The sequence below is a fragment of the Vibrio algicola genome (genome assembly GCF_009601765.2).
Lineage (GTDB): Bacteria > Pseudomonadota > Gammaproteobacteria > Enterobacterales > Vibrionaceae > Vibrio > Vibrio algicola.
Genome location: NZ_CP045699.1, coordinates 2,178,234 through 2,197,466, shown reverse-complemented (window position 1 = coordinate 2,197,466; position 19,233 = coordinate 2,178,234). Strand labels below are relative to the sequence as shown.

At 43.4% G+C, this 19,233-nt stretch carries 19 protein-coding genes, 2 tRNA genes and 1 rRNA gene; 3 read left to right on the top strand and 19 right to left on the bottom strand.

From position 1 onward, the window contains the following. The first annotated feature begins 35 nt into the window (after positions 1–35). From rrf to GFB47_RS10020, 3 genes are all read left to right on the top strand, one after another. Positions 36–151 (top strand): 5S ribosomal RNA (rrf, locus tag GFB47_RS10030). A gap of 29 nt (positions 152–180) precedes the next feature. Beyond that, positions 181–257: transfer RNA gene (locus GFB47_RS10025), tRNA-Asp, on the top strand. Between the two features lie 31 nt (positions 258–288). Then, positions 289–365: transfer RNA gene (locus GFB47_RS10020), tRNA-Trp, on the top strand. Between the two features lie 812 nt (positions 366–1,177). Here GFB47_RS10020 and GFB47_RS10015 read toward each other — a convergent pair. The 19 genes from GFB47_RS10015 to GFB47_RS09925 all read right to left on the bottom strand — a co-directional run bounded on the left by GFB47_RS10015 (position 1,178) and on the right by GFB47_RS09925 (position 19,166). Next, complete coding sequence (locus GFB47_RS10015; RefSeq protein ID WP_153447854.1) at positions 1,178–2,347, bottom strand: SO_0444 family Cu/Zn efflux transporter; 1,170 nt, start codon at positions 2,345–2,347, stop codon at positions 1,178–1,180. A gap of 1 nt (position 2,348) precedes the next feature. Continuing rightward, the gene (gene zntR, locus GFB47_RS10010) at positions 2,349–2,804 is read right to left on the bottom strand and encodes a Zn(2+)-responsive transcriptional regulator (RefSeq protein WP_153447853.1); all 456 of its coding nucleotides are present in this window, start codon (positions 2,802–2,804) and stop codon (positions 2,349–2,351) included. 153 nt (positions 2,805–2,957) lie between these two features. Continuing rightward, positions 2,958–4,205, bottom strand: coding sequence for a beta-ketoacyl-ACP synthase (locus GFB47_RS10005; RefSeq protein WP_153447852.1), 1,248 nt, complete (start codon positions 4,203–4,205; stop codon positions 2,958–2,960). Next, positions 4,202–4,927: a 3-oxoacyl-ACP reductase FabG gene (fabG, locus tag GFB47_RS10000; RefSeq protein ID WP_153447851.1), complete on the bottom strand. Its 726-nt coding sequence runs from the start codon at positions 4,925–4,927 to the stop codon at positions 4,202–4,204. The genes GFB47_RS10005 and fabG overlap by 4 nt, the downstream gene beginning before the upstream one ends. An 11-nt stretch (positions 4,928–4,938) precedes the next feature. Further along, positions 4,939–5,421: a hotdog family protein gene (locus GFB47_RS09995; protein ID WP_153447850.1), complete on the bottom strand. Its 483-nt coding sequence runs from the start codon at positions 5,419–5,421 to the stop codon at positions 4,939–4,941. Beyond that, positions 5,414–6,625 (bottom strand): beta-ketoacyl-[acyl-carrier-protein] synthase family protein, encoded by a 1,212-nt coding sequence (locus tag GFB47_RS09990; RefSeq protein ID WP_153447849.1) that lies wholly within the window; start codon positions 6,623–6,625, stop codon positions 5,414–5,416. Before GFB47_RS09990 ends, GFB47_RS09995 begins: the two co-directional genes overlap by 8 nt. A 45-nt stretch (positions 6,626–6,670) precedes the next feature. Next, a complete protein-coding gene (locus GFB47_RS09985; protein WP_153447848.1) occupies positions 6,671–7,303 on the bottom strand; it encodes a DUF3261 domain-containing protein in 633 nt (210 codons plus the stop codon). Positions 7,304–7,316: 13 nt separating this feature from the next. Beyond that, complete coding sequence (locus GFB47_RS09980) at positions 7,317–9,710, bottom strand: MMPL family transporter (RefSeq protein WP_153447847.1); 2,394 nt, start codon at positions 9,708–9,710, stop codon at positions 7,317–7,319. A 45-nt stretch (positions 9,711–9,755) separates the two neighbouring features. Then, positions 9,756–10,382 (bottom strand): LolA family protein, encoded by a 627-nt coding sequence (locus GFB47_RS09975; RefSeq protein WP_153447846.1) that lies wholly within the window; start codon positions 10,380–10,382, stop codon positions 9,756–9,758. Beyond that, the gene (locus tag GFB47_RS09970) at positions 10,372–10,797 is read right to left on the bottom strand and encodes an acyl-CoA thioesterase (protein WP_153447845.1); all 426 of its coding nucleotides are present in this window, start codon (positions 10,795–10,797) and stop codon (positions 10,372–10,374) included. The genes GFB47_RS09975 and GFB47_RS09970 overlap by 11 nt, the downstream gene beginning before the upstream one ends. Positions 10,798–11,008: 211 nt before the next feature. Further along, the gene (locus GFB47_RS09965) at positions 11,009–12,559 is read right to left on the bottom strand and encodes an HAL/PAL/TAL family ammonia-lyase (RefSeq protein WP_153447844.1); all 1,551 of its coding nucleotides are present in this window, start codon (positions 12,557–12,559) and stop codon (positions 11,009–11,011) included. Beyond that, complete coding sequence (locus tag GFB47_RS09960) at positions 12,537–14,336, bottom strand: glycosyltransferase family 2 protein (RefSeq protein ID WP_153447843.1); 1,800 nt, start codon at positions 14,334–14,336, stop codon at positions 12,537–12,539. The genes GFB47_RS09965 and GFB47_RS09960 overlap by 23 nt, the downstream gene beginning before the upstream one ends. Positions 14,337–14,405: 69 nt before the next feature. After that, entirely contained in the window at positions 14,406–14,801 is a 396-nt protein-coding gene (locus GFB47_RS09955) for an ApeI family dehydratase (protein WP_153447842.1), read from the bottom strand. Then, positions 14,791–16,230: an AMP-binding protein gene (locus tag GFB47_RS09950; protein WP_153447841.1), complete on the bottom strand. Its 1,440-nt coding sequence runs from the start codon at positions 16,228–16,230 to the stop codon at positions 14,791–14,793. The genes GFB47_RS09955 and GFB47_RS09950 overlap by 11 nt, the downstream gene beginning before the upstream one ends. Before the next feature lie 87 nt (positions 16,231–16,317). Then, entirely contained in the window at positions 16,318–16,887 is a 570-nt protein-coding gene (locus tag GFB47_RS09945; RefSeq protein ID WP_178306473.1) for a COG4648 family protein, read from the bottom strand. A gap of 11 nt (positions 16,888–16,898) precedes the next feature. Beyond that, positions 16,899–17,156, bottom strand: a complete 258-nt coding sequence (locus tag GFB47_RS09940; RefSeq protein WP_153447840.1) for an acyl carrier protein — start codon at positions 17,154–17,156, stop codon at positions 16,899–16,901. A gap of 55 nt (positions 17,157–17,211) precedes the next feature. Next, a complete protein-coding gene (locus tag GFB47_RS09935; RefSeq protein WP_153447839.1) occupies positions 17,212–17,469 on the bottom strand; it encodes a phosphopantetheine-binding protein in 258 nt (85 codons plus the stop codon). A gap of 35 nt (positions 17,470–17,504) precedes the next feature. Then, positions 17,505–18,305 carry a lysophospholipid acyltransferase family protein gene (locus GFB47_RS09930; RefSeq protein WP_153447838.1) on the bottom strand — a complete coding sequence of 267 codons (801 nt, stop codon included), beginning with the start codon at positions 18,303–18,305 and terminating at the stop codon, positions 17,505–17,507. Positions 18,306–18,356: 51 nt separating this feature from the next. Beyond that, a complete protein-coding gene (locus GFB47_RS09925) occupies positions 18,357–19,166 on the bottom strand; it encodes a beta-ketoacyl synthase chain length factor (protein ID WP_153447837.1) in 810 nt (269 codons plus the stop codon). Positions 19,167–19,233 lie beyond the last annotated feature (67 nt).

Below are 19,233 nucleotides of genomic sequence, written 5' to 3'. Positions count from 1 at the left end.
TAGTTAAGACGAAATCGTCTTAACAAAGAATATTGCTTGGCGACCATAGCATTGTGGACCCACCTGATTCCATGCCGAACTCAGAAGTGAAACGCAATAGCGCCGATGGTAGTGTGGGGTTTCCCCATGTGAGAGTAGGACATCGCCAGGCTTTGATTTAGTATACTGAATAGACACTGCGGAGTGGTAGTTCAGTTGGTTAGAATACCGGCCTGTCACGCCGGGGGTCGCGGGTTCGAGTCCCGTCCACTCCGCCATTATTCATAGATGTAAATTATACTAGATTTTAGGGGTGTAGCTCCAACTGGCAGAGCAGCGGATTCCAAATCCGCGTGTTGGGAGTTCGAATCTCTCCACCCCTGCCATATTAAGGCCTTAGCAGAAATGCTAAGGCCTTTTTTCGTATTATAGTAATATCATACCAATTCAAATAATTAACTGGTCAATTGACACCAATCTCTAGAGCAGAGTGATTTCACTCTGCTTTTTGTGCTACTAAATATATTCAATGCTGAACAAAGTTTATTAATGATATTGTCGTAGACATTAAAGCATCAGTTTGCGACTTCATTCTAACGCAACCAACTCTATACCGGCTCAATTGGATTTAATTCTGGTGAATAAAGTGGGATGAAGCATACTCACATTATCCAAATTATCTGCAAGATTACTGTGATGTCAACTTTCCGGGTCCACTATAACAAGTGAGTGTTTGCCGAATAGCGTTGTTACCGACGATATTAATTCAAGTTGTTTTCTCATGATATCCATATTGCTAAAAGGAGCCACGATGGCTTCGGTGCATCTGTTGTAATACATACAACTCTAAACAAATACGAATATTCAAATAGTTACTGCTGAATTGCTCTTGGACGAGAGTCTTTCTCTGCCTAAATTGTTGTTGTGATATGACGTTGAGCAAATATTGCTTTATCTTGAAACCAGATCAATACATCATCGAGATGAACGTGACTAGGGAGCTTAAGGGTCGTTTCAATTTTGAATTTTTTTAAAACTCTCTTGGGTTTCTTCTGATTGCTTAGGATACTGGAACGAGTGGTGATCAAGCTTAAATTCAGATGGTGTAAAAGCTGATAGATTCAAATATTGAGCAATTTCAGTTCGTTTTTTCCCATCAAGAAAATGCTCAGAGCCCCAGAGCCCCAGAGCTTAACAATTAGCTATGAGCCTGTTGCTTGTTGATGAAAATATCTTTACTCCAGTTAAATATGATTAGAATTGCGAGTATTCCACCGCAACTAATCGTCAGCCAATGTGGTAATAATTCATGCTCCGGCCCAATTTGTGGTGTCACTTGAAAGCCATATTGAGTCACTAAGTAGTCGACAAAGCTCCCCATTATCAATGCACCACCGAGTACTCCACCTAAGTAACCAAAGAGTGCACGTTTTCCCATTTCTTTGGCTACAATACCTAAACTAGCAACATTACTGGCCGGGCCAGCTAGCATAAAGACTAAAACTGCTCCAGGTGATATTCCTGCTAATAATAGTCCTGCAGCTACAGGGGTTGATGCGGTGGCGCATATATACATAGGTATTGATATTAGAACCATTAGTAACATAGCCAAAATACCACTGCCCCAGCCTTCTAAAAAACCATCTGGCATATAAGCTTGAATTAACGCTGCAAAGCCTAACCCTACCAATAACCACCCACTGGTATCTTTTAATAAGTCTGTTGAAGCAAAAGTAAGTGATAGTTTGATCTTACCTATTAACGTATTAGGTTTTTCTGTATCAGAATCGGATGAAGAACCACAAGAAGTTGTTTTTTTATTTGAACAACACGATGGCTTTATTTTCAATATTCCATTGGGTTTAAGCATGGCACTATCTGGTTTTAGAATAGTAGTTTCTGCATTGCTGCAACATGATGAGGCAGGTGTTAGCTTTGAAGGGGATGATATTGATGAAACCGTAATCTTCTTCTCGTCTCTACCGACTAATATTCCAGCCAAAATTGCACTGAAAATTGCTGATATTGGACGCATTATTGCCATAAATGGGCCTAATAAGACATAAGATATCACGATAGAATCGACGCCGGTTTCTGGTGTTGAAACTAAAAATGAGGTGGTTGAAGCTTTAGAGGCTCCGGCTCTACGTAAACCTACTGCTGCTGGGATCACGCCACATGAACACAGAGGTAATGGCGCACCGAAAATAGCCGATTTTACAATTGCTTTAAAGCCACTACCACCAAGTTGACGATTAAGCCATGTACTTGGAATGAATACTTTGATGATACCTGCTGTGATTAAACCGAGTAGCAACCAAGGTGCCGACTCTAAAAATAATTCTACAAAGTGAGATAAGAAGTTCATTTTACGCTCCTCGGTTATGTTGATGGTGCTGATGTGTTTCTGGTTTTACATCATCGGTATTGGTTTCTAATGCCTGCAAGATAGTGCAATCCACTGCGCTATTTGGGCCGCCACAACAAGCTGACGATAGAGTTTGTAATGAGCGTTGAAAATGAAGAAGTTCAGCTAGTTTTTGTTCGACTTGTTGTAACTTGAGATCGACAACTTGTTTAACATCGGCGCACGCATTGGTGGCTTTATTGACATCTATATCTAATAATTCTTTGATATCAGAAAGATTGAAGCCGATTTTTTTGGCGCGTAGGATAAATTGAAGCGCTTGTTTATCTTGCTCGGTATATAAGCGATAACCAGAATCAGTTCGAGCGGAAGGGATCAATAACGCTGATTTTTCGTAAAACCTCAGAGTATCGTTATTCACATTACACAATTTTGCCAGTTCGCCAATCTTATACATATCTTGAAACCCTATTTTTAAGTTATAAAGAGTATAAACCTTGGAGGTAACTCTAGGGTCAAGTGTTAAGCGTTATTTAAACAATTAGGGGTTAAAAAAGCTCATAGAAGGCGATCTATGAGCTTATTTTTATGCTTTTATTAAATTGCAGTTTTAAGCTTGATGCTTTTTAAAGATAATCGACGTATTGATGCCACCAAAAGCAAAGTTATTACTCATGATAGTATCGCAATGCATTTCTCTGCCGCTGCCTTTAATATAATCAAGATCACCACAAAGAGGATCGACATTGTTTAAGTTTAGAGTTGGGCTAAACCAACCTGCATGCATCATCTCAAGGCTTAACCAAGCTTCGACCGCACCACATGCTCCTAACGTATGACCAAAGTAACTCTTAAGAGAGCTAATGGGTGTTTTATTTCCAAATAGATTGGCAGTGGCATTACTTTCGGCAATATCCCCACGGTCGGTAGCGGTGCCGTGAGCGGAAATATAATCGATTTGTGAGGCTGGAATATTGGCATCTTCTAACGCTAATTCCATACAACGTTGCATATTATCCATTTGTGGTTGAGTCACATGAGCGGCATCACAGTTGCTGGCAAAGCCTATGATTTCAGCATAAATAGTCGCACCACGCGCAATAGCATGTTCATATTCCTCAAGAACTAAAGTTCCTGCACCTTCACCAATAACCAGCCCATCACGGCTTTGATCGTAAGGACGAGGGGTGGTCTTCGGTGCTTCATTTTGTAAACTGGTGGCAAATAAAGTATCAAACACCGCAGACTCCGTTGGGCAAAGCTCTTCACCTCCGCCTGCCACCATAACCGTTTGGTAGCCGTGTTTAATCGCTTCATAAGAATAACCAATCGCTTGGCTACCAGATGTGCAAGCACTGCTGGTCGGGATCACTCGTCCGCGCAGCCCAAAAAATAACCCGACATTAACCGCAGCAGAGTGTGGCATCATTTGTACATAGGTTGTGGCAGTGATGGCTCGGGTTGATTTCTCGTTCAACATCACCCCAAAGGCAGCAATGGCAGGTGTACTACCAGTGGATGAACCATAGGCCACGCCAGCTTGACCATTGGTTAACGTATCGTGCTTATCGCCATTTTCGTTAATCAGGCCGCTTTGCAATAAAGCATGTTCAGAGGCCAGTGTTGCCATTTGAGAAACTCGACCCATTGAGCGGATCTTCTTGCGAGTGTAGTGCTTTGGCAACTCAAAATTATCAATTGGCGCGGCAAGTTTGGTATTTAAGCCATCATACTGCACATAGCTTTGCATAAATTGGACGGCATTTTCGCACGCCTGAAGCTTGGGTAAAATCGTTGCCCAATTATTACCAAACGCGGTCACACCAGACATTCCAGTTACTACAACGCGACGATTCATATTAAACCTCCATTAACTGAAATAACTTGTCTTGTGATATAAGCAGCATTATCCGACATTAAATAGCGGACTAACCCAGCCACTTCTTCGGGTTTCCCCATTCGGCGTAAAGGCACTTGTGGTAAGGCATGTTCTTTTACGTGCTCATCCACCATTCCGGTATCGATCAAACCTGGAGCGACACAGTTTACGGTGATTTTTCGCTTAGCTAACTCTAAGGCTAATGATTTTGTTGCGCCAATCACACCGGCTTTGGCTGCGCTGTAATTGGTTTGTCCTCGATTTCCCATAATGCCAGAAACAGAGGCAATAGTAACAATTCGGCCACCACTGCGTTTCTGCACCATCGGCATCACGCATGGGTGCAGGACGTTATAGAAACTGTCTAAATTGGTATGGATAACACTATCCCATTCATCTTCCATCATGGCGGGAAAAGCGGTATCTCGGGTTATGCCTGCATTGCTGACGACTCCATAATAAGCACCATATTGTTCAATATCCGCTTCAAGTTTCGCGCGAGCTTGTGCACGATCACTAATATCGAATTGAATAATATGAGCTTGTCCACCGGCTTGTTCTATTTGAGCCTGTGTGTCTAAAGCACCGCTTTGATCCGACATATAATGGATAGCGATATGAAAACCATCTTTTGCCAGTTGAGTAGCAATCGCTTTGCCTATCCCTTTACTGGCTCCGGTCACAAGAACGTGTTGAGTCATTAGTTTTCCTTTTATTTGGTATCCGATATTGCCGGTTGCCCCAGCATTTCGTGTAATTGGGTTTTAGATGGCACAAAAGCATTTAATTGCGCACTGGCGACAGACTCACCTTGATATTTAATTTCGCACTGAAAGACCGCCATACCATTATTCTCCATCACTTTTTCTGCGTGAATATCTAAAGTCGTGTGCAATGGGAAGTGCGCCTGTTGGCTGTGATAACGTCGCGATCCAAGTAAGAAGCCAATCGAGGGTGTAGCCCCTTGTTTCCATGCTTGATAACCTGACCACGCCGCGATAGATTGCGCCATAAATTCGATTCCAACATAAGCAGGAACGGTTTGGGATTGTTGATCAAAAAACAAGTTGTTAGATTGAATATCGACTTGAGTATCAATATGTTCATCACCGACATCGATCAAACGATCCACTAAGATCATTGGCGCTTGATGTGGGATCAACTGGTGAATAGGCGGTATGCTTGATTCAATCATGTGGGTACCCAAAAATAAGACTGACGTTATTGCCACCAAAGGCAAAAGAATTACTTAAAATCGCAGAAGATGATTGTGGGTGCGATGAGAGTAAGGAGTTTGATGATGCTAATTGAATACCTAAATCTTTATAAGCAGCAGTACTCGATTGAATCGGAAGCGGCAGTTGATAACGTAAAATATGCCAACAAATCGCCGCTTCAATCGCACTGGCGGCGCCTAATGTATGCCCAGTTAAAGGTTTGGTTGAACTGACTGGCACTTGAGCGCCAAATACTCGTGCAATTGCTTTAGATTCCATCGCATCGTTAAGCGGGGTTGCAGTGCCGTGAGCATTGATATAGCCGATATTCTGCGGCTCTAAATGGGCATCAGCTAATGCTTTACGCATGGCTTGTTCTGCGCCATTTCCCTCGGGATGTGGCGCGGAAATATGATGCGCATCGGAACTGTCACCCACACCTAATAAAGCGATCGGTTGTTGGTTTAGGTCTGACGTTGGCTTATCTAAACAGAGCAACATAAAGGCGGCAGCTTCACCTATATTGATGCCATCCCTATCACTGGCAAAAGGTTGGCACAAAGTATTGGATAAGGCTTCTAAGCTATTAAAGCCATTGAGAGTAAGCTTGCACAGCGTATCTGCACCGCCGACGATCACCGCATCCACTAAGCCAGAAAGCAATAATCGTTTAGCTGAAATAAACACTCGACCACTGGAAGAGCACGCGGTCGAAATGGTGTAACACGGCCCACAAAGATCAAAGTAATCGGCGATAAACTGACTGGTATTGGCGATCTCTTGTTGATGATAATGATAGTCGCTCGGCCAATGTTGCTCTTGTTGATGAGCGAGCAATGCTTGTTCACCATCGGCAATACCTGAAGTACTCGTGCCAACCACCACTGCGATCCGATCGACGCCATAACGTGTAATTGCAGCATCAATATCGGGTTTTATTGCTAATAAGGCTGATAACGCTAACCGATTATTGGCGGTATTTTGATCCACAAAGTTATCTGCAATAGTCGGACGATCACCTGTGGCATAACCGACGACGGTTGATTTTCCATCATTAAGCCATTCATCACTGAGTTTCATATCCGGTGATATGCCTTGTCTTAGACGATGATGGATCTGATCCGCTTGTTGCCCTAAAGCTGAGTGGGAGCCACAAGCATGGATATAAATGGGTTTAGACATGTAAAATCATTACCTTTAAAAATCGGGTTGGTGTAACAAACAAAGCTATTTGTATTGTAAGGTTTTTATTTTAATGGTGAAGCCTAATGACGGATTTATAAAAGTGATATCACCTTTCAAGGCATTTTGGTTTTGATAATGGATATCTGCCACCACCTGACCTTTATCATCAATTAATTGGCGCTGCTTACCTTGGCTAGAAGGATCATCAGTTTGAGTTAATCGCCAACCCACTTGCGACAGCGGTTGTTGCCACACCTCAATTGGCCACAAGGTGATCATTAAATTAAACAGCACTTGTTGCGGTTTTGGCAGCGTATTTCCAAGGCCGGTCATCACATGTGAATCAATCTGATTGTCGGCATACTGCAAACTGAGAATACGCGTGCCCCAAGAGGAGAATCCGGCTAATACCAACGTGTTATCCGACACTTGCAGTTGAGTTGGCAACTGATTATTGGAATCTTGATAGGTGACAGAAATTAATTGGCTCGCGGTTAAGTCATAGCCTAATTGGTTTGGGGTTGGTAGCGTCACCCAGACATCTTTTGCGATCTCTACTTTGGCTTGATCTTTGTCGGAAGAGGTAACGCTATTAGCAGTACAAGCGCTTAATAGCAGCAATATAGCCGTTACCAACAAGCCCTTAATATGATATGAATCTATTCGCTTTAGCATGCAGTATTCTTCCTTATGAGCTTATTTTGCTCGCTGATACCTTCATGGCGAGTGGTGCCAATAACCAACAAACAATAATGCCAAACAGTACGGTAATACCAAAACTGTGGATTGCTTGGGTGTCACTCAAGGCTAATAAACCAAATGATAATAATGTGGTTAAGCCAGACAAACTGATCGCCAGTAAGGTGCTATGCAGTGGCTGCGAGTGGCTTATCGTGGTTGAAGCGATCTTAGCTCGACTGTACTCGGCAAAAAATAAGGTGTAGTCGATCCCGATACCTAAAATTAAAATCAACGCCAGCAGGTTAAATAAATTCAATGGCGTGCCAGTTAAAACGGTCACCGCAATTCCAGCACCGCCAGCAATTAAAGGCGGGATCATAATTTTAATACCTTGTTTGACACCATAACGCAGCGCCACCACCATGAAAATAATCGCACTGGCGAGCGCCAATAATTCTGCCACTCGTTCCCGATACAAGCCAAACAAGTGCGAGATATCATCGGTTTTATCCAGATAAGTTAAATTCGATTGGCTATTGGCATAGCGTTGAATAAAGGCGGCATCTTTTAATCCGGTTAAGCGCACCACGGCCGATTGTTGACCTTCAATTTTACCTAACCACATAAAACGCACCGGATCGGAGATCGGTGAGGCCAGAAAATCGTTGACGGTTACGGGCTTAAATTGAGCATCAAACTCAATCTTTTGGCGTAGCTTTAAGCTTTGTTTTAATTTCGCGCCTTGTTGAGCGTAAAGTTGTTGGCTCAATTGATAGTTTTGATGTTGGGTCAGCGCCGAAGGAATATACTGAGTGAGACTTTGATAACCCTGCAGTTTGTCTTGAGTCACAAAACCATCGAGTTGTTTGGAAACTTGTTCAAGTCGTTGCAGTAGGGCTTGTTCATTTTTAGCCTTAACCAATAGCATTTGCTGGCCATTTTCGATACCAGAGATCGCTTTAATGCTATTTTCTTGTTGTTTGAGTTGCACCGGCAAGGCTTGCAGTTGGCGAATATCATCATTGTAAGTCGCTTGTGATAAACCGAGGGCTATCATAATAAACAAAGTTAAAGGCAAGCCAATCCGAACGCTGCGCTTGTGCCATAACTCTAACCACCACGACATGGCTTGAGTGAGCGGAAGTTTGGACACTTTAGAAGGTGTCGAGGCTAAGATCGGATACCAACACACCACCGAGGCATACGCGGCGCATAAACCAACTGCCGAGAACAACGCCAATTGTTGCAACCCTGGGAAGGGCGCGACTAACATACCTAAATAGCCAATCAAACTGGTGATCAAGCCAAAACTGATCGAGATAAAAATATGGCGTAAACCTTGTTGGCTATCCCAATTTTTACCCGCCGCTAATCGGTCGGTTAAATAGTGGAAGGCATAATCAATGGAGACTCCAATTAAGCTCGCGCCAAATACCAAACTAAATAGATGCACTTTGCCAAATACGCTGACCGTCACCACAAAGGCACTGAGCAAACCACAAGCGATCGACAATAAAGCTAAATTGAGCGGAGTTATGCTACGGTAAATAAATAAGATCAACAAGATGATCCCAATTAGCGAGCCAACCCCGATGGTGCTGATTTCGCTTTTGGCACTTTCGGTTCCATGAGCGGCATAAAAGATCACCCCTGTGTGCAGGATCTCAACTTTGCTTGATGCATTTTTCTCGCTCGAAGCAGGAGTGAAGCTTTGCTCTATTTGATGCTGTAGCGCATTAAGGGCTGGCAGTTTTGATTGCAAATCTAACGCGTAAGGTGAGCCTTTTAATTCCGCATTGATCAGGGCGTAGGTTTTACCTTGATATTGGGCGGTTAAAAAGCCATTAGAAAGAACAAAATTGCCAGAGTTTGCTGATAATTGAGTTAAAAAGTCGCGAAATAACAAAAATGGGTCGTTTTGTAATTCTGCGCCGGTAACCCCAGAAAATGGATTGTAGACACTTTGGATCACATGCTGAGTCTGCTTGGCGCTTGAGGTTTGTAATTGTTTTCGTTGGGTCGATGTCAGCATTTGAAAGCGATTTGGATAATAGAACTTGCCCCAAGCTTGTTGAGAGTCTTGACCCATTTTCCCTTGGATATGGCTAAATAACGATAAATCATCCAGCTTTTTAGTCAGTTCTGATGCCGCCGCAATCGCATTGCTTTTATTTTGACTGCCAACTAAAAAGATCACCTTATTGCTCATGCTGGTGGCGATATTATCAAATGCAAACTGAGAGCTTGGGTCTTGCTTATCTTTTGGCAGCAACGCCATGATATTGGTTTCAATTGGGCTACTGGTCCTTGAAAGTTGCCACGTCAGTGCCACACAAAGCAGCAATACCATGACCAGCCAAGAGAGTGCTAATGTTTTGCTTTTATTGCTCCAATGCGCCATTACTGATTTACTCTCTAAGTATAAAGTGTTTAAAAATAAAGGTGATTAAAAACGAAATGCGTCTTGCTCTGTGGGGTTAAGGGCATTGGGTTGATTGGTTTGTTGGCTAAATTGCATATCGGATTTATCACCTCGAACTTCTTGTAATAACACCGAATCAATATAATCGCCGCCTTGAATCGTAATGCTGGCGAACACCTTATTTAATGGCGCCGCTTTAGGGGTGAGCACTAACGTCCAATGCTTATCGTTAGAGCTGAGATCTAACTTGAATTGCTCGGTTAGAGTTTTGGTGTCGCCTTGGAATAAAGATAAAAAGATATGGCTAAAGTAAAACACCATTGGGTTATCTTTTTTGGCTAACACTTGAGCTGGTTGATCGGCCATTTTTTGGCTAAGCTTATCTTGTGTCAGCACTAAAGAGACCGGAAAAGGTTGGCTTTGTTGCCACCATAAACCTTGTTTCTCCGACAGTAAAAATTGACCACTTGACTCTAAAGGCGCATCAAACATCTTCATGCTGCGAGTTTGAGTAAAATCGCCTCGCACAATTGGATGTTGCGCCAGTTTGGTTTGTAATTGATCAAGCGTGATCGCCTGAGCGGGGATCGTCATTAAACTGATCATTAAGATCAGTACAGATTGCAGTAATAAACCGATCTTATTGCGCATGCCAGATCTCCAGTTTGTCGGTAAAGGCTTTGGGAGAGGCGAAACACATTTCTTCGCTCTGCATATCGACTGCTACTTGCATAGTGTAGCCTTTGGTGAGACGAACACCGCTTTCGGCATTATAAATCACATAATCCACTTTTAAACGGTTCTCCCACTCGGTCAGTTTCGCTTCAACTCGTACGCTGAGATCAAATGGGATCGGCTTAATGTATTTCACTCTAACATCAATAATCGGCCACATATAACCAGAGGCTTCCATGGCGCGATAGTTATAACCAATCTTATCGAGCATCACTCGGCGCGCCTCTTCAAAAAAGCGAAAGTAATTACCGTGATACACCACGCCCATAGGATCGGCATCTTGAAAAGAAGGCGTCATGATCACGCTGGCAGAGAGAGTTTTTTCAGTCATAACGTACTCATTATTAGTGATGGGTTCGATTGATGGTTTAATCATTAGTGATGCCAATCTTGGTTAAGCGTCTAACCAAGATTATCCATTCCGAAAAGACGTTTAAACTATCCATGGGCACTTGGAAAAGAGCGTCCATGCACTTTTAACACTTTTCTCTATAGATAACATAGATAGAGCTTTTAATCGGTTCAACTTAATTCCGATGCTATTAATATAACGGCCATTGTTGCTGTTGGATCTTAGCGACAAATTTGCGTAAATCCGCTTCTAAAGGTCGATCTTCTTCGACAAATTCAAACTCAGCTTGTACCGCTTCCATCATCGCTTTAAGCGCAGGGCTAAAATGCTGGTGGTCGAGTTCATTATTGCGTTTGCGCAGTTCAATCGCTTGAGTCGCAGCCAGTAAAGACGCTGAAGTCACTTGTTCGGTTAATTGCAACACGCGTAAACAATCACGAGAAGAAATCGTGCCCATGCTGACTTTATCTTGATTGTGACACTCGGTTGAGCGCGAGAACACACTGGCCGGCATGGTATTTTTTAACGCTTCTGCGGTCCACGCTGAAATGCCAATTTGTACCGCTTTAAAGCCATGATTAATCGGTTTACGCTCACCAGTTGCACCAGTTAAGTTAAAAGGTAAACCGTTATTGAATTTGTAATCCATCAATTGCGCCATTTGACGATCAAGTAAATCAGCAATATTGGCGACCGCAGTTTTTAAGGTATCCATCGCCATGGCAATATGACCACCATAGAAATGGCCACCGTGCAGCACCCGTTCGTTATCACCATCAATAATAGGATTATCGTTAGCGCTGTTAAGTTCGTTTTCGATCATCTGACGCAACCACGGTAGGGTATCTTGTAATACGCCAATCACATGCGGCGCGCAACGTAGAGAATAACGATCTTGCAGACGATCACTGTTGCTTGGTGGGCGCTCTGCTTGTAGATCTGAGCGCAACCATGCCGCAATTTGTTGTTGTCCTTGGTGGGGCTTGACCGCAAATAAGGCTTCATCAAAATGGAAGTCATTACCTTGCATACCGAGCGAAACCATTGCGGTAATTTTAGTTGCCATTTGAGCTAAATATTCCGCGCGTTTAAAAGCTATACACGCCAATGCGGTCATCACCGAAGTGCCGTTCATTAAAGCTAACCCTTCTTTGGGCTTGAGCTTGATCGGTTGAATATTTAACTCGGCAAACACCTCAGCGGTTGGACGTACTTTGCCTTGGTATAACACTTCACGCTCGCCGATCAGTACCGCGGCTAAATAAGAAAGCGGGGTGAGATCGCCACTGGCGCCGACGGATCCTTCTTGTGGGATCATTGGGGTGATCCCTTGATTGATCAAAGTAACGATTTGGTTAAGAAGATCATGGGTCACGCCAGACATGCCTTGAGATAACGAGCACAAACGAGTAGCCAGTACTGCGCGTGCTTGTTGCTGATCTAAATGCTCACCTAAGCCACAGCCGTGAAAACGAGTTAAGTGCAGCGGCAGTTCATCCACCAAGTTCATTGGGATCGCCACGGTGCACGAATCACCATAGCCTGTGGTCACGCCATAGATCACGCCTTCTTCTTTTAATAAACGCTCAAGAAACGCTACGCTGCGGTCTATCTTACAGGTGAAAGCATCGGTCTGGTTCATTTGCGCTTGGCTGCCTTGAGCAATGTTCATCACATCTTCAATGGTCAGACGCTGCGCGCCAAAGGTAATCGTTTGATTATTTAGATTCTGAGTTGTCATGCTGCTCACTCGAGTTAGATTGATTAGGTGAATTAAATGATGAGCGGGTTTTATTTTCCGCTTCGCCACTTAATTGCCAAAAATTAAAAAAGTTATACCACTGCAAAGGCGCTTGTAGCGTGAAGTGCTGTAAGCGATTGGCATACTGTTGTACTAAAGCTTGCATCGCTTGAGTACGTTGTTTGCGGGGTAATTTGATTTGCTGATTAAAAGGTTCGAAATAGACATCAAAATGCGGTCTTTTGCCGGTATGAGTTTCATCTCGTAGGCCAAATAATAAATACACTGGCGCGGCAAGTATGGTGGCCAACAAAAACGGACCTTGGGGAAAGGGGGCTGGTTTGCCTAAGAAATCGGCCCAGACTACCCGTTGTTCTTTGGTGGTCGAAGTACGGTCGCCAACAATCACAATCCATTCGCCTTGTTCGAGTTTTTGCTGTAATAAAATGGCGGTATCCGGCCCCATGCTATTGACTTGAATAAGATGAATTGAAGAGTCAGGATTGACCGCCTTCATCACATTGTTAAAACGCTCTGCATGCTCGGTAAAGACTAAAGCATTTATGGTGACTTTATTGCGCGATTGACCTAATGCGCGGCACAGTTCTAAATTTCCTAAATGCGAGCCTAGAATGACGATGCCTTGTTTGGCGTTGATCACCTGATCAAAATGTTGCTGCCCATGTACGGTGAGATCGCCAGTATTAATATCGCCGCGCCAACCGGCTAATTTATCTAGCATCGTTTGGCCAAAAGAAAGCAAATGTTGATAGCTAGAAACGGGCGTATTTACGGCGAGATCATGTTGCTGTGCATAGGCTTGTACTTGTTGTAAATACTGCTCGGATGCTTGGCGAGCTTGCTTACCAGTACGGTGGTAGTAACGCATCACTAACTTGAGAATAGCGGTAAAAAATCGTCGCCCAAATAGCGAATACACTGCCATCAATAACTTAATCCCAATCACAGTGCCGCGTTCTTTCCTTTTGGCCCAATGTGGCTGAGAAGCGATTGGTTGCGCCTCAGGATTTGTGGCTTGAGAGGGGAAATGACGTTTAATTAATTTCGGTATGCGTGGCAACATGCCAAAGAATAAACGAGTGTGCATTTTGCTGATACGAATATTGTCATGCAAGGCATCAAAGTGAGAAATGCCACCTTCAGGGTAAAACACGCGGGTATCAATAAAGTGAAAATGCATCCCTTCCCAATACAATTTGACTAATATTTCACTGTCAAAATCCATGCGCGAGCCAATCGAATAATGATCAATAACTTTAATCGTGACCGCCAGTGGGTAGGAGCGAAAACCACACATGCTGTCTTTTATTTCCAGCGATAGTGTTTCAATCCATACCCAGATATGAGTGGCATAACGGCCATATAAACGCGATTTTGGCACCGAATCATCATAGACAGGTTTGCCTGAAATCAAATGCAGCGGTTGCTGTTTCGACGCGGCAATTAATCTTGGTATCGCTTCAATATCATGCTGACCATCGGCGTCGATTTGCAGAGCATGACTAAAGCCTTGCTGATGGGCCAGGCGCATACCCGCCATCACCGCGCCACCTTTGCCTTGATTTTTTGCTAGCGTGATCAGTTGAACGTCAGGTTGAGTTTGTAATGCCTCGAGCACCTGTTTGGTGTTGTTATCACTGCCATCATCGACGATAAGAATTGGGAAATTAAACACCTGCAATGATGCCACTACCGCTGCCATCGTTTGGCCGTGGTTATAACAGGGGATCAAAAAGCAGGGTGAAAATGTGCTCATACTGATAATCGTTTCCTTAATCCTTTAAAGTGACACAAGCAATAACCTAAGCATAAATGAAACGTAAAATTAACCTAACAAAATACGACCCGATGAATGGGTAACGAGGCTGCTTTCACTTGTTGATGTATCCGAGTGAACGGTATCAGGCGAAGTATATGAGAAATACAATTTTTGTTTATCACTATGCCAATCTAGCGTAAGCGTCACTTGGCTATCTTTTAAGATTGGCTGTTGGAACTTAATTACTTCCATGCCTTTAAAGTCACTTGGCGTGGCGAGTAATTGTTGAGCAAAATAGATCGCCCAATCGACTTGAGTGACGCCGGGTAATAACGAATAAACCGGAAAATGACCTTTAAAATCTTCAATCTCAGCCTCGACATGTAAATCTAATATGGCGGTAATTTGCGCCGGATGAGTTTGGCTAATTTGCTGGCTGAGGATGCTAGGTTTACGCTTCATTTTGTTTGTCCTTGCTCGGCGCTGAGGTTAAGGTTGGCACGCTAAATAGAGTCTCAATATTACTGATTAAGCGTTTACCTTGGGTATTGAGCGGGATCTCATCGACCACTTTAAAGCGGCGTGGAATGCCCACCGGTTCAATCCATTGATGTAACTCACTGCGCAAATATAGCCAAAACTTCCCTTTGCCTAATTGCGTTAATTTGGCGAGGCCATCAGTGGTTAACGTAATAGCGGCAGCGGTGATCAAGCGTTGCTCGGTTTGCAAGGCAATCACTGCGCTTTCAGCTACCTCGTCAAGTTGATTTAGGCGGCGTTCGATCTCGGTTAATGAGATACGTTTTTCTTCAATCTTAACCACACGATCAGCGCGACCTTTTAAGACAAACTGTTGCGAGTTTAATAATTCACATTGATCGGCGGTTTGATACCAAGATTGACTGTCTACCAGTGGCGATAAAATCCGTAAACATCCTTCCGCGTTAAGCTCTATTTTTATCGCATCAAAAGCTTGCCAAGGTGTGGTATTACTCACTTGTTGGCGATGCGAAATGCCGCCGGTTTCAGTACTGCCAAGTACTTCTCTTGGCCATTGATTATATTGCTCAAAGCAAGTGCGAGCAGCGTCAAAAGCCAATGGACCGCCGGATGAAAAGATAGCGCGATAATTGGATTTCACTTCGCCTTTAGTCACTCGCTTTAATAGCGCTGGGCTGCTGGCTAATACCGTATTGGGTGAGGCGTGCTGTTGCATTTGTTCTGGGTATTGCCAATCGTATGGATAAAAGGCACGACCGGCCGCCAGTGGCCATAACACCCGAAATAATAAACCGTAAATATGCTGGTGGGAGACGGTGCTAGCAATAATAGCGCCGCTGAGTTCTTGCCCCCAAGTTTGCTCCAATTGCGCCAGTTCGGTATCAAGCAGTACTAATGTTTTTTCGATGGCTTTAGGCGCGCCACTAGAGCCTGAAGTGAACAAGGTGATTGGAGTGTCGCCGAGTAATTCAAAGGGGTAAGCTGTTTTTTGTTTGGCGTCACTAAAGGGCAAACTAATGCTGGATTGAAGCAATGGTTCGGCGAACGCATTAATATCAATCACTTCATCATGCAGTAAAGCCTCAAAATGATCGGATAATTCCAACAACGCACCCGATTGTAAATTGCCCGGTAAGATGATGTGCTTTTGAGCATGGCATGCCGCCATAAATGCCACCGCAAACCAGTAACTGTCTTGAGTGCAAATCGCCCATTTTTGTTGTGGGACGCCACGTAAGCGAGAGGTTAATTGCTCCACATGAGATTGAAAATCAGCCCAAACATAATAAGCATCGTTATCGTTTAAGCCTACTGTTACGGCCAATGAAGGCTCACGCGACGCTTGCATTAAACGATAAATAGGCTGAAATAGGCTAGGCGATTGAGTCATGCGGCTTCCGTGTTAAGTCTTTCCATGCACTGTCATTTACAGTGGGGTAAATCAATTAGAGTTTAATTTTAAGCTATGTTTATATCGTTACTGTTGCTGATGTTTTTTTTGAACAAACTGCCGGACTACCCATTCACAAGCAAATAAACTGCCACCACAAATGTAGCTAAGCAGGCCATTGTAAAGCATCCAAATTTCAATCGGTTGAAAGCAAGTGTAAAGTGCGATCGAGCCATTTAAAACAAAGTAACCACACCACACCTTAGTGACAGTGCGGGTATATTGCACCCCACTAGGAGGAAGATCAGGGTCTTGCAGACGAGCAAGACGCTCCACTAAGGTTTGCTTTTGCCATAAGCTACTGCCAAATAATATAAACATTAGGGCACTAACAATGATGGGATAAAAGGTAAACCAGCCCTGTTGTTTAAAAATAGTAGCGAAAATGGTTAAGATGATCCCCGCACCACCGCTTAACCAAGCAATGTATTTTAATTCGGTTAAACGAGTACGATTACCGGCAATAATGCGAATTAAAAACAACACCCCAAGCAAGCCGGCAATAACGCCAATTCCCCAACGATTTAGCCCATAATAAACGGCCAATGGATAAGCCAATAAGACCAATCCAGACAAGGCGGTGAGAAATTTCATCATCTTGTTATCACTCAGCTTTCCTTGAGTAATTCAACCACAGCATCGACCACATCATTGACGCTGCGTACGGCTTTAAACTCGTCAGGCTGAATCTTCTTACCGGTTAATTTTTGTAGATGCACCACTAAATCAACCGCATCAATGCTATCAAGGTCGAGCTCTTGATACAGTTGCGATTCAGGTTTGATGTCATCAGCATCAATTTCAAACAGCTCAACAAAAGCATCCCTTACTTTGTTGAAGACTTCTTCACGATTCATTTCGGTCATAATATTAGTACGCTTATTGTTAGACGATTAGTTAGAAGATGAATGAGTTACACGCTTACTCTTGGCTCGCTGCGACATATTTAGCCAGATTGGCAACCGAAGAAAAATGCTCACGCGTATTGGCATCATCGGCATCAATTACCACGTTATAGCGTTTTTTGATCGCCAGACCAAGCTCAAGTGCATCAATAGAGTCCAAGCCTAAACCTTCACCAAATAAAGGGGCGTCACTGTCGATGTCGCTCACTTGAATATCTTCAAGATTCAATGATTCGATAATTAAGGTTTTTAATTCGTTGTGTAGTTGTTCCACAGTAACCTACCTAAAAGTATTGTTATGAATAGTATTTAATTTTTATTATCAGTATTTTCTGGAAAAAGTGCAGTCGATAAATAGCGATTCAATTGGCGTGCCGCCGTGGTCGGTGAGTCGCTGTTATCAAGAAAAGTATCAATGGCTATCTTACCTTTCACTTGTATATGAAAAAAGGGTTTTACGTCAGGAACTTGATACCACTTCATTTGTTTGGTCAAAAAAGCGGGTGAGACGGTAATATGGATCAAGCGTAAATCGGATTGAGTGCGCACTGCAATTTGCGCCGCGCCGCGTTGTAATGTCGAGGCTTGTCCTGGCGTGGTGCGAGTGCCTTCAGGAAAAACCAATAATACATTACCGTCATTTAAACGCTGATTACATTGCTCTAATAATGTTTCAGGTTCACGATTGGGAATATAGCCGGCGGCTTTGACGATGCCTTGCATAAATGGATTTTGCCAAATACTGGCTTTCACCAAGCAATCACATTGCGGTAAACGTGAGGCAATCAGCACGTAATCAATTAAACTGGGATGATTGGCAATGATTAAACAGTTTTTATCTTGTAAAAGGATGTCGGTACCGTCAAAGCGATAATCAATAGCTCCCGTAAACTTCATGGTTTGACAAAAGAGGGTGAAAGCGTGCTTGATGATCCCTTGCACCCGTATTTCACGTTGCTTAGGGTGGCGAGAGGTTGCGGTCATCACCGGAAACACGATAAACGTCAAAGCCAGAGCGCCAATCCCAAAGATCGTAAAACAACTGCCGGTCGCAATTACTCGCCAGTATTTATTTAATCGTTGAAACAATGTCAATTTAGCATGCGGCATCTTGTTTGGTCGCGTCCTTAGAGATAAAAGATCGTAATGGTTAGAGTTCAGTTAATCGCTAATCTGTGTTGAATCGCAGTGCCATTGCCAACAAATGCGACTGTCATCAATCTGCCATTGTGATTGTGGCAGCGCAAGATTCGCCAGTATTTGTAAGCTTTGAGTCTCAAATATTGGCGGTGATATTGAAGATTTGGTGCGGTTTGGAGTCGAATTTTTGCGCCAACTCAGTTCAACTTGATTGCCGTGGGTTAACACTAAGCCGAAAGCGTAACCGGGGTGAGGTTGTGATTCAAAATGTTGATAAGGCTGTGACAGTGACTCATCAAAATCGATCACCAACACCCGATGAGTTGGGTGCTGGCTTAAATAACTGCTGGCCTCAATTAAAGCATGATGCAAGGTACTTTCACCCGCTGCTAAAGAGGTGGCGGGAATTGGGCTGTGAGTCGCAATAGTAAACAGACCTGCACTGGTATTATGCACCGATTGAGAAAACGCAGTCGGAGAGGCATCTTCACCACTGAGTACTTGTTGTAATAAGGTGGTGGTACGAGCCAATTCGCCATGACGACAAGAAAATATTAAGTAATCGATTGCTTGTTGTTGCGTATCTAAACGCTGTTTTAATGAGATCGCGACCTGCAAAGCCAGCTTGCTTAACGGACTCATACGACGACGCATCATAGCCGGAATGAGATCCGATTTTGGCGTTGGAGTGTCTTGTGGCCAAGCTTGGCTGGTTTGAGATGGTTTTTTAACCGTCATTTTTAACTGCGCCCAGGCTTGCCAAGACTGAGATGAATCGAGCCCACAAGATAACGCTTGCCAATGCTGAATATTGAACGCAATAGTACTCATAAACGGCTGTAATCCATTATTTCGTCGTATGAAGCGTAAAATAACACTTTTTATGATGAAAACGCTA